11 protein-coding genes are annotated in these 10,238 nt (G+C 63.9%); 3 read left to right on the plus strand and 8 right to left on the minus strand.

The features are described from left to right. Window positions 1–212: 212 nt before the first annotated feature. Window positions 213–1,151 (plus strand): alpha/beta hydrolase, encoded by a 939-nt coding sequence (locus NKH05_RS26800; protein ID WP_023718312.1) that lies wholly within the window; start codon window positions 213–215, stop codon window positions 1,149–1,151. 46 nt (window positions 1,152–1,197) lie between these two features. Here NKH05_RS26800 and NKH05_RS26805 read toward each other — a convergent pair whose 3' ends face one another. From NKH05_RS26805 to NKH05_RS26815, 3 genes are all read right to left on the minus strand, one after another. Next, window positions 1,198–1,464 (minus strand): hypothetical protein, encoded by a 267-nt coding sequence (locus tag NKH05_RS26805; RefSeq protein WP_023718311.1) that lies wholly within the window; start codon window positions 1,462–1,464, stop codon window positions 1,198–1,200. Window positions 1,465–1,534: 70 nt separating this feature from the next. Then, on the minus strand, window positions 1,535–2,320 hold the full coding sequence (locus NKH05_RS26810) for a DUF899 domain-containing protein (RefSeq protein WP_084642556.1): 786 nt from the start codon (window positions 2,318–2,320) through the stop codon (window positions 1,535–1,537). A gap of 160 nt (window positions 2,321–2,480) precedes the next feature. Next, the gene (locus NKH05_RS26815) at window positions 2,481–3,035 is read right to left on the minus strand and encodes an autotransporter (RefSeq protein ID WP_023718309.1); all 555 of its coding nucleotides are present in this window, start codon (window positions 3,033–3,035) and stop codon (window positions 2,481–2,483) included. 99 nt (window positions 3,036–3,134) lie between these two features. On the opposite strand from NKH05_RS26815, the gene NKH05_RS26820 reads away from it, so the two are divergent. Continuing rightward, window positions 3,135–3,881, plus strand: a complete 747-nt coding sequence (locus NKH05_RS26820; protein WP_023718308.1) for a GntR family transcriptional regulator — start codon at window positions 3,135–3,137, stop codon at window positions 3,879–3,881. A gap of 11 nt (window positions 3,882–3,892) precedes the next feature. Here NKH05_RS26820 and NKH05_RS26825 read toward each other — a convergent pair whose 3' ends face one another. The 5 genes from NKH05_RS26825 to NKH05_RS26845 form a co-directional block, all read right to left on the minus strand. Further along, a complete protein-coding gene (locus NKH05_RS26825; RefSeq protein ID WP_353026437.1) occupies window positions 3,893–5,551 on the minus strand; it encodes an FAD-binding dehydrogenase in 1,659 nt (552 codons plus the stop codon). Between the two features lie 59 nt (window positions 5,552–5,610). Then, window positions 5,611–6,597, minus strand: coding sequence for a Gfo/Idh/MocA family protein (locus tag NKH05_RS26830; protein WP_353026439.1), 987 nt, complete (start codon window positions 6,595–6,597; stop codon window positions 5,611–5,613). A 154-nt stretch (window positions 6,598–6,751) separates the two neighbouring features. Beyond that, a complete protein-coding gene (locus tag NKH05_RS26835) occupies window positions 6,752–7,327 on the minus strand; it encodes a YceI family protein (RefSeq protein ID WP_352484690.1) in 576 nt (191 codons plus the stop codon). 68 nt (window positions 7,328–7,395) lie between these two features. Beyond that, window positions 7,396–7,974 (minus strand): cytochrome b, encoded by a 579-nt coding sequence (locus NKH05_RS26840; RefSeq protein WP_352484688.1) that lies wholly within the window; start codon window positions 7,972–7,974, stop codon window positions 7,396–7,398. A 60-nt stretch (window positions 7,975–8,034) separates the two neighbouring features. Continuing rightward, window positions 8,035–8,925: a LysR family transcriptional regulator gene (locus tag NKH05_RS26845; RefSeq protein WP_353026442.1), complete on the minus strand. Its 891-nt coding sequence runs from the start codon at window positions 8,923–8,925 to the stop codon at window positions 8,035–8,037. 105 nt (window positions 8,926–9,030) lie between these two features. Between NKH05_RS26845 and NKH05_RS26850 the strand changes: the two genes are divergently transcribed. Next, complete coding sequence (locus tag NKH05_RS26850) at window positions 9,031–10,026, plus strand: aldo/keto reductase (protein ID WP_023718302.1); 996 nt, start codon at window positions 9,031–9,033, stop codon at window positions 10,024–10,026. Window positions 10,027–10,238 lie beyond the last annotated feature (212 nt).

The following is a 10,238-nucleotide window of genomic DNA, read 5'->3' on the forward strand; positions in this document are numbered from 1 at the left end:
GAGATGATGGCGATCCTTCACACCCCCCTCTGCCCTGCCGGGCATCTCCCCCGCAAGTGGGGAGATCGGATGTCGCATCGGATTTCGCCAATTTCCAGCGTTGCAGGACAAGCGGCAAGGCCAAAGCTGCCGATCTCCCCCCTTGCGGGGGAGATGGCCGGCAGGCCAGAGGGGGGTGTCCAAGCTCAACCTTGGCGGCCCATTCGGCGCCAATGACCAACTACAAAACCCTCATCGACGCCGAGACCTGGGCCTTCATCGAGCGGACCAATTCCTATTATCCACCCGATACGATCGACTACACCATCGCCGAGCAGCGCGAGATCTATAACCGGATGTGCCGCGAGTTCTTTGCCGGCTATCCCCAAGGCGTCACGGCGGAAACCACAGCCATTGCCACACCCTGGCACATCCCGACCCGCGTCTACCGCGCCCCGGCGCCGGAAGCGGCGGCGATGGTGCTTTATTTCCATGGCGGCGGTTTTATCCTCGGCGGGCTCGACAGCCATGACGACCTTTGCGCCGAGCTTTGCGGCCGCACCGGCTACGAAGTGGTTTCGGTCGACTACCGGCTGGCGCCGGAACACCTTCATCCGGCCGCCTTCGACGATGCCATCAGCGCCTTCGAATGGGCTTCGACCACTTACGAACGGCCTATCCTGCTGTGCGGCGACAGTGCCGGCGGCAATCTCGCCGCGTCCGTCAGCCACGCGACGCGTGGCCATGCGCGCAAGCCGATCGGCCAGATTCTGGTCTATCCCGGCCTTGGCGGCGACAGCTCCGCCGGCTCCTATGTCACCCACGCGGAAGCGCCGATGCTTAACGTGCGCGACCTCGTTTTCTACAGGGACATCAGGACCGGGGGCGAGGACCGCACCGGCGATCTCACCTTGTCGCCGCTCGCCGACGCCGACTTTGCCAATCTGCCGCCTACCGTCGTGATCACCGCCGAATGCGACCCGCTGTCGTCGGACGGCGAAGCCTATCGCGACCGCATCATTGCTGCAGGCGGGCGCGCCTGGTGGTTCGAGGAGCTGGGACTGGTGCATGGCTATTTGCGCGCCAGGCACACGGCCGGCCGCGCCCGCTCGAGCTTTACCCGGATTGTCGATGCGGTAGCGGTTTTGGGAAGGGGCGAGTGGATCTGGTGAGGGATGTCTTCCCGACCAGAACGGGCCTTTGTCGGCCGGTACAGCTCTATTTGCGGCGGCGTCGCCGGCCGGAAACCTGCTTCAGCCAAGGTCCTAAATGAAAGGCGCTCATCAGCAGGTACATCGGGACCATGCCGGCCAGCGGTGACGCCTCTTGCCCGGTCGAGCACATCATATCCGGCGCTCCGCCGAGAAGCGTCAGCAGCGCCATGGTTGCGAAGGTCGGCGCGGCGGCGAAGGACAGCCAGTCGGCTGCGCCAAGGGCGGCCGGGCTCGCATCGCCGCCGGATCCGCCTGCATGAATCTCGCTCATGTCCGTTGTCCCTGGTAGTGAGCGGGATGCGTTCGAACTGAACCGTGCATCCTGCGACGCCAAAGATGTTCTATTCGGTGCGATTCCGGAACGCGGCCTCTCCGGCGTCCGATATCTCGACCCATTTTTTGTCGGGGACGGCTTCGGCACCGTAATTGTCGTGCCAGTTCCACCACTTGTACGTCGGCGTTTGCGGATAGCCCTCGGGCGAATCCTCCCAAACCTCCTGGCGGCCGAGCGGCGTCAGGTCGAGGTAGCTCCATACGGTCCCCATCGCCTCGTCGCCGCGGTTGTTGATGAAGTAGGTGCGGAACACGCGATCGCCGTCGCGGATGAACACGTTATGGCCGTGCCACTCGTCAACGCCGAAATCAGCATCGAAGCTGTCGGTGATGGTGTACCAGGGCATCTTCCAGTCCATCCGCGCCTTCAGCCGCGCAATGTCGGCCTGCGGTGCGCGCGAGGCGTAGGCAAGCGTGGTGTCGCGGGCATTCAGATGGGCAAGGTTGCCGACCTGGTCCGCCCCCAGCGAGCAGCCGCGGCAGGCGTGGTCGGGCCAGCCGAATACGCCGGGCTCGAAGAAGGCGCGGTAGACGACCAGCTGGCGGCGGCCCTCGAACAGGTCGAGCAGGCTCACCTTTCCGTCAGGCCCTTCGAACGTATAGGACTTCTCCACCGCCACCCATGGCATCCGCCGGCGCTCGGCGGCCAGTGCGTCGCGAGCCCGGGTCACGGTCTTCTCCTTCACGAGCAGCTGCTGGCGCGCGGCCTCCCATGCGTCAGGCGAAACGACCGGTGGTGTCTTCATCGCGAGCCGCGAGCCCTGCTCGCCTGTGCCATTCTGATGTGCCGTCATTGTGCATCTCCCTTGCTGGTTTGTCGCCGCACCGGCGCGACGTGTTGGGTCGTGAGATAGGATAGGGGCTGATAGCGGATTGGCGAGAGTGACAAGTGTGACGCGATTCCGACGGGTTCGCTGATCACGGCCAATTTCGCCGCCAGCGACGCCTCTGCGCTCATTCGCGCCCGGACTGCTGAATGGGCCGTGCGCCGGCCAGGTAGCGGTCATTGTCAAACGGCTCGGCCTGGTTGCTTTCCGGGCTCCACAGCTGCCGGTGGGTTCGTGTGAGATCGCCGAGGTAGACATGCAGCGCACCCGATCGCGCGCTGCCGGTATTCGCAACCGCATGCACGGTATTTGAGGCCATGTGCACCACGGCAGGCGCTGCGATGTCCTGCCTTTCCGGGACATCGAGTTCGCTGCCGGCAACAGGATAGATGAAGTTCGTCTCGCTGCCCTTGTAGATGCCGATCAAGGCATCCATCAGGTGGTTATGAGGCGGGTACTGCAGGCCGGGCGACAGCGTGATGTGATAGATCGTCAGGTTAGGGCTCGCATGCAGAAGCACCTCGTCGTCGTCTTCTTCGTGAGCGAGTGTTCCCGATGCGTGAAAACGGTTCGTGTAGTCGCCCAGGACCGTCCTTACCGCTTCGAGGGGATCTGGGCCTCTCGCGGCATTGACGATATCATCGGCAACGGCGTAGAGAGGTGAGTTGGCGGCTAAAGGCATATCAGTTATCCTTCCTGAGATGCTCAGATTATCAATCTGAGGTGCTCACGCTAGCGAATGCTGAGGCCAGCGTCAACGGGACAGCCAGACGGACAGAATATGAAAACGACGAAGTTGACCGCCGAACCGGCAGGGCCGGCCACCGTCGAGGCGACAGCACTGTCAGCCGCCGACGTCCTTCGCAGGGAACAGGCATATGAGCAGCTGAGGAACGACATCATTGCCTGCGTGCTGCGCCCCGGTGAAGCGCTCACCGAGAAACAGATCGGCGATCGATACCAGATCAAAAAGGCTACCATCCGCGCGGCGTTGGCCCGCCTGATGCAGGAAGGGCTGGTCAGGAGCGAGCCGCGCCGCGGCTACGTCGTTGCGACGCTCAGTCTGCGGGACGTCAACGAGATCTTCGATGTCCGCAGCTTGATCGAGCCGGAAGTGTTCAGGGTGGCGGCATCGAACATGACCGAGCGCGGGCTGGAGGATATCAGGCTGGCAGCGAAAAAAGTGCTGAAGCCGGAGACGCTACGCAGCCACATTGCCTTCCTTGCGGCCGATCGTGCTTTTCGCCTGGCCCTTGCGGAGCTCTCGGGAAATTTGCGGCTGGCGCATCTCCTGGACCAGATACTCGACCAGTCGGCGCGGGTTCTCCACCTCGGCTTCAAGTCGCGCGACTTCACCCAGTTGATCATCGCCCAGCAAAAGGAACTGGTTCTTGCCTGCGAGGCAGGCGACGTTTCCGCCATCGTGAAACTTGCCCGTGCGCAGTGCCTGTTTTTGAAGAAGCAGGTGCTCGAGGCTTTGCTTGCCGGTTCCAAGCTTCAAGACGTCAATTTGCAACCTTTCGCCTAAAGCGCCTTGTTTCACCCCACCGCTCGCGCCGCTGCCCGTCCGGCACTGCGGCCGGAAAAGATGCAGCCGCCGAGAAACGTACCTTCGAGCGCTGCATAGCCGTGCATGCCGCCGCCGCCGAAACCGGCTGCCTCGCCCACCGCGTACAGCCCTTCGACCGGTTGGCCGCCGGCGCCCAGCACGCGGCTGTCGAGGTCCGTCTCAAGCCCGCCGAGCGTCTTGCGGGTCAGGATGCCGAGCCTGACGGCGATCAGCGGGCCATTGGCGGGATCGAGCAGCTTGTGCGGTCTTGCGGTACGGATCAGCCGGTCTCCGAGATAGGCTCGCGCGCCGCGCAGCGCGGTGATCTGCATGTCCTTGGAGAACGGATTGTCGAGCTGCCGGTCGCGGGCGCGGATTTCGCGCTCGACCTGCGCCAGTTCGAGCAGCGGCTCGCCTCCGGCCAGTGCGTTCATGCGGGCGACCAGCGCCGGCAGTTCGGGCTCGACGATGAAATCCTCACCCTTCTCCATGAACGCCTTGACCGGCGCGGGCACGCCGCTGGTGGCACGGCCAAGCACCTGGCGCCAGCTTTTCCCCGTCAGATCGGGGTTCTGCTCGGAGCCGGACAGCGCGACCTCCTTCTGGATGATCTTTTTGGTCAGGATGAACCAGGAATAGTCGTATCCGGTGCTCATGATGTGGCTGAGCGTGGCCAACGTGTCGAAGCCGGGATAGAGCGGCACCGGCAGGCGTTTGCCGCGCGCATCGAGCCACAGCGATGACGGGCCGGGCAGAATGCGGATCGCATGATCGGTCCAGATCGGTGCCCAGTTCCTGACGCCCTCGACATAGTGCCACATGCGGTCGCGGTTGATGAGCCTGCCGCCGGCGGCCTCGGTGATCGCCAGCATGCGGCCGTCGACATGATCGGGAACGCCGGTGATCATGCGTTTTGGAGGCGCACCCAGCCGTTGCGGCCAATTCTCCCGGACCAGCTCGTGATTGGCGCCGATGCCGCCGGAGGCGACGATGACGGCCTGCGCCTTCAACTCGAAATCGGCTGTGATCTCGCGCGAGCTCTTGCGGCCGCGCTCGGCATCGCTCGCCGCCAATATGTCGCCGCGCACGCCGTCGACGACGGCGCCCGTCCGGGTCAATTCGTTAACCCGGTGACGGAATTTGAAGCGTATCAGCCCACGCTTAACGGCCTCGCGCACGCGCTGCACGAACGGTTCGAGCACACCAGGCCCGGTGCCCCAGGTGACATGGAAGCGCGGCACCGAATTGCCGTGGCCGGCGGCATTGCCGCCGCCGCGCTCGGCCCAGCCGACCACCGGAAAGAATTTCAGGCCGCGCTGCATGAGCCAGGAGCGCTTCTCGCCGGCGGCGAAGCCGACATAGGCCTCAGCCCAGCGGCGCGGCCAGAGATCTTCCGTGCGGTCGAAGGCTGCAGTGCCCAGCCAATCCTCGAGCGCCAGCTCATACGAATCGCGGATGCGCATGCGCCGCTGTTCGGGCGAATCGACAAGGAAGATGCCGCCGAGCGACCAGAACGCCTGGCCGCCAAGCGACTGCTCCGGCTCCTGCTCGACGATGATGGTCTTCTTGCCGGCCTCAGTCAGTTCGGCCGCCGCGACAAGACCGGCAAGGCCGGCGCCGACAATGATCACATCCGCGTCGTTTGGCATCTATTTGGCCATGATCTCGTCCAAAAACCGGTCCCTCATTTTTTGGGATCATGGCCGGCCTAGACTGTCTCCCAGCCTTCCTTCTCGCCGGCGCGGAAGATGGCATCGATGACCTTCTGGTTGAGCACCGATTCTTCCAGGGTGAAAACGCGGTCCTTGCCGCCCTGTGCCGCCCGCGCGAAGGCCTCGACTTCCAGCCGGTATTGCTGCGTGCCGGGAAAGCGGAATACCTGCGCCTCGCTGTGGTTCTGGTTGTGCAGCTCGACGCGGTGATGGTCATAGAGCCCGGCGTTGAACGGTGAGAACACCTCGATGAATCCCTTCTCGCCGTGGAACACCATCACCTGGCGTGCCGCCATCTGCGTCGACAGGTAAAACGACAGCTCGAAATCGCCGAAATCGGCGCGGATCGAGGAATAGATGTCGGTGCCGAACGTCTTGTCGCGCTCGATCGTCGCCTGGACGCGCAGCGGCTCCTTGCCCGTCGAAAAGCGTGTCGACACCGTCGGGTAGACACCGATGTCGGGCAGCGCGCCGCCGCCGAGATCGAGCTTGTTGCGCATGTTGTTGGGGTCGACATTGTAATAGGAGAACGCGCCCTGGACATGGCGCAGCCGGCCGATGGCGCCGTTGGCGATCAGCTCGCGCACCTTGATCCATTGCGGATGGTAGACGACCATGAAAGCTTCGCAGACCAGCACCTTCCTGGCATCGCGCAGCTTGATCAGCGCCGGAATATCCTTGGCATCGAGCGCCAGCGGCTTTTCGACCAGAACATGCTTGCCGGCCTCGATCGCCTTGGCCGTCCATTCGACATGCTGCGAGGTCGGCAGCGGAATGTAGACGCCGTCGATGTCGCTGGAGGCGAGCAGCTCCTCATAGGAGCCGAAAGCGTGGCGCGCGCCGAAGCGTTCGCCCAGTGCCCGGGCTTTCGACAGATCGCGGCTGGCGATCGCCGACAGCACGCCGTTCTCCGCCTCGACGATTGCCGGCAAAAGCTGCTCGCGGCCGATCTTGGCCGTCGACAAAACACCCCATCGGAACATCAGATTTCTCCTCTCGATTGCAGGCCTGGAGGTTTGCCCTAATTCAGGAGAAAAGCCAATGCGGGAGCCTGGCGGCGAACAGGGCGATCATCTGCGGCTTTTCCGGATGCCGGCGCTGCCCTTGCGGGGGCGACGAACCCAGGTCCTGCAAAGACTATCCCCTTCTACCCGTCAGCGTCATGTCGAAGTCGACGACGTTGGAGTAAATCGGCGTGCCGACATCCATGCCGTAGCGCGACCGCAACACCTTGCCGGTGACATGGAATTTTATCGTGCCCGCCCTGAGGCCGCCGAGCTCGGCCGTGAACTTTTCCTGAAAGGTCTTGCCGCGCGCCGTCAGCCGGCCGGTGACAAGGGCTGACGTGGCGCCGGTGCGTTTGACGCTGGTCGAACGGAACTGGATCTCCGGATTGTTGGCCGCGTCGAAAACCGCGTCCGAGCGAAGAAAGGCGTCGATGCGACTTTGGCCGGTACCGACGCTTTCGGGGAAGATGGTGAAATTGACCTGGGACCGGCCGACATCGCTGTTGTCGATGAGGATACTGCCCTTGAAGCGGGAGAAAGCACCGTCGAGCCCTCCGCCGCCGAGCTTGCCGATCGAGAAGTGGATGCTGGAACTCCCCGGGCTGATGGTGTAGCTGCCGGCCGCGTCGCCAAGGGCGACGGCGGCGAAAACAGGCATAGCAAAACAAGCGGCGGCTGCCGCAAATCCGAAGATGCGCGCGTACATGGAAATGGTCCTCTTGGCAGGCAACGCTTTCTTGCGTCCTCGCCCCATGAACGAATGAGCCGCCCGCTCTATTCCGTGTCGCGATGTGACGAAGCCGTGATCATGCGCATCAGCACGGTATCCCTCAGCCAGAAATGATGACGCAGCGCCGCGGCCAGATGCAAAGCGACAAGTCCGATGCCGGCATAGGCGAGATACCAGTGCGTCGCTGCCCAGAAGCTTTCAGCCACGTCCGATTCGCCAAGCGGCAGATTGGGCATAACAAACAGATTGAACGGCACGCTCGGGATCTCCAGCACCGAGACCGAGACCAGCGCCCAGCCCGACAGCGGCAGAGCGAGCTGAAACGCATAAAGCGCAAGATGGACAAGTGGCGCGATGCGGCGCTCGAACGGGCCGACCGAGCGCGGCAGCGGCGGGGCCGGTCTGCCAAGGCGCCAGGCGATGCGCAGGATGACCAGCCCAAGCAGCAGGAAGCCGAAGGATTTATGCAGCTGGATCAGTTCGAAGGCGGTGCGCTGGCTGGACAGTCGCACCATGACGAAGCCGAGCACGAACTGGCCGATAAAGAGCGCCGCGATCAGCCAGTGAAGGATGATCGCCGTCCAGCCGTAGCCGGTGGCCTGGTTTTTGGGCAGTGCTGACATGGTCGGTGAACGAATGCCAGGTCGGCTTTCTTCCACCTCTCCCTTGTGGGGAGGGTTGGCTTACTCGCCGACCTTGAAGAAATCGACAAAGGCCCTGAGCGCCGGCCGCATCTGGCGGCGGCTTGGGTAATAGACGAAGAAGCCGTCGAAAAGCGGGCACCAGTCCTCCAGCACGCGAACAAGCTTGCCGGCGGCGAGCGCGTCGCGGACATAGTCCTCGAACACGAAGGCGAGCCCGGCGCCGTCGACCGCGGCGTTGGCAATCAGATGGTCCTCGTCGAGGATCAGCGGCCCTTTCACCGGGATTTCGATCTCCTCGCCGTTCTTCTCGAATTCCCAGCGATAGAGAATGCCGCTGGAGAAGCGGAAGCGGATGCCGCGGTGACCGGCAAGATCGCGCGGATGCTGCGGCTTGGGCATGGTCTCGAAATAGGATGGCGCGCCGACGACTGCGCCGCGAAGGTCCGGCCCGATGCGCACGGCGATCATGTCGCGCTGCAGGCTCTCGCCCAGCCGCACGCCGGCATCGAAGCCGCCCTCGACCACATCGGTGAAGCGGTCCTCGATGACGATCTCCAGCACGATGTCGGGATAGGCAGCGGCAAAGGCGCCGAGCCTTGGCGTCAGCGTCAGGTGGGCCGCGGTGCGCGGCACGGTCAGCCTGAGATTGCCGGCCGGCCGGTCGCGCGCCTCGATCGCCGATTCCAGCGCCAGGTCGATTTCCGACAGCGCCGGCCTGAGGCGCTCGAGCAGCTGCGCGCCCTCCTCGGTCGGAGCGACGCTGCGCGTGCTGCGCGCCAGAAGGCGGACGCCGAGGCGCGCTTCCAGGCTGGAAACCGCGTGGCTGACCGCCGATGGCGCGATTGCCAGCTCCTTGGCCGCGCCGCGAAAACTGCCGCATTGGGCGACCGTTGCCAGTACAGCGAGCTGTGAAAGATGGGTTCGCTTCATTGATCTATTTTTTGGAACAGCCTGTGCAAATGAGAGCCGATTATCGAACGCAGCGCAAGACGCTATCTCTGCGGCATCACAACCATCACAACAAGGAGATACGTGATGCAAACCCGCAAGCTCGGCAATGAACTTGACGTCTACCCGGTCGGCCTCGGCTGCATGGGGATGAGCTTTGCCTATGGCGGCCAGCCGGAGGCGGACGCGATCGCCACGCTGCGCCACGCTGTCGACATCGGCGTCAATTTCTTCGACACGGCCGAAGTCTATGGCCCCTACGAGAACGAAATCCTGGTTGGCAAGGCGCTGAAGCCGGTGCGTGACAAGGTGACGATTGCGACGAAATTCGGCTTCAAGATCCTGGAAGAAGGCAGCGGCATGGAGCGCATGGCCGGCGTCGACAGCCGCCCGGAACACGTCAAGGCGGTTGCCGAAGCGTCGTTGAAGCGGCTGGATACGGAGGTCATCGACCTCTATTACCAGCACCGCGTCGATCCCAACGTGCCGATCGAGGATACGGTCGGCGCCATGGCCGAGCTGGTGCGCGAGGGCAAGGTGCGGGCGCTCGGCCTGTCGGAGGCGAGTGCGGCGACCATCCGCCGGGCGCATGCCGTGCATCCGATCGCCGCGGTGCAGAGCGAATATTCGCTGTGGAGCCGCGATCCGGAGGAAGAGGTGTTTGCCGTCTGCCGCGAGCTCGGCATCGGCTTTGTCCCCTATAGCCCGCTCGGCCGCGGCCTGCTCACCGGCACGATCGCCAAGCCCGATGTTCTCGGCGCCGACGACTGGCGCCGCGGGTTGCCGCGCTTCCAGGCCGACGCCATGGCGGCCAATGCGGCGGTCGTCGCCGTGCTGGAAAAGATGGCCGCCGAGAAGGGCGTAACGCCGGCACAGCTGGCGCTCGCCTGGGTGCTGCATCAGGGCGACTTCATTGTCCCGATCCCCGGTGCGCGAAAAATCCGCCATCTGGAGCAGAATACGGCGGCAGCCGATATTGTGCTGAGCCAGGCCGAAGTGGCGTCCATCGGCGACGCGCTGTCGCCGGAGAAGGTGGTCGGCAAGCGCTATACCGAGGAGCTGCTGGCCCTGGTCAACGGTTGAACGGCGATCGACGGCGTAATCGAAACGGAGCGTTTCGGCGCCCCGTTTTCGGTCGCACCGCAATGCAAATAATTGCGAGATATTGGCGCGAGGCACCCCCCTCTGTCCTGCCGACATTTCCTACCAAGGCACGACACTGATCTCCGGCCAGTTCTCCCTCGCACGCGCGCCCTTCATCTCGTGCGTCTGCTGATTATCCAGTGCACGGTTCG

It is taken from the genome of Mesorhizobium sp. M1399 (assembly GCF_040317735.1).
Lineage (GTDB): Bacteria > Pseudomonadota > Alphaproteobacteria > Rhizobiales > Rhizobiaceae > Mesorhizobium.

Coding starts and splice junctions, on each gene's coding strand:
- NKH05_RS26800 (WP_023718312.1), top strand. CDS start 213: ATGACCAACTACAAAACCCTCATCGACGCCGAGACCTGGGCCTTCATC.
- NKH05_RS26805 (WP_023718311.1), bottom strand. CDS start 1,464: ATGAGCGAGATTCATGCAGGCGGATCCGGCGGCGATGCGAGCCCGGCC.
- NKH05_RS26810 (WP_084642556.1), bottom strand. CDS start 2,320: ATGACGGCACATCAGAATGGCACAGGCGAGCAGGGCTCGCGGCTCGCG.
- NKH05_RS26815 (WP_023718309.1), bottom strand. CDS start 3,035: ATGCCTTTAGCCGCCAACTCACCTCTCTACGCCGTTGCCGATGATATC.
- NKH05_RS26820 (WP_023718308.1), top strand. CDS start 3,135: ATGAAAACGACGAAGTTGACCGCCGAACCGGCAGGGCCGGCCACCGTC.
- NKH05_RS26825 (WP_353026437.1), bottom strand. CDS start 5,551: ATGCCAAACGACGCGGATGTGATCATTGTCGGCGCCGGCCTTGCCGGT.
- NKH05_RS26830 (WP_353026439.1), bottom strand. CDS start 6,597: ATGTTCCGATGGGGTGTTTTGTCGACGGCCAAGATCGGCCGCGAGCAG.
- NKH05_RS26835 (WP_352484690.1), bottom strand. CDS start 7,327: ATGTACGCGCGCATCTTCGGATTTGCGGCAGCCGCCGCTTGTTTTGCT.
- NKH05_RS26840 (WP_352484688.1), bottom strand. CDS start 7,974: ATGTCAGCACTGCCCAAAAACCAGGCCACCGGCTACGGCTGGACGGCG.
- NKH05_RS26845 (WP_353026442.1), bottom strand. CDS start 8,925: ATGAAGCGAACCCATCTTTCACAGCTCGCTGTACTGGCAACGGTCGCC.
- NKH05_RS26850 (WP_023718302.1), top strand. CDS start 9,031: ATGCAAACCCGCAAGCTCGGCAATGAACTTGACGTCTACCCGGTCGGC.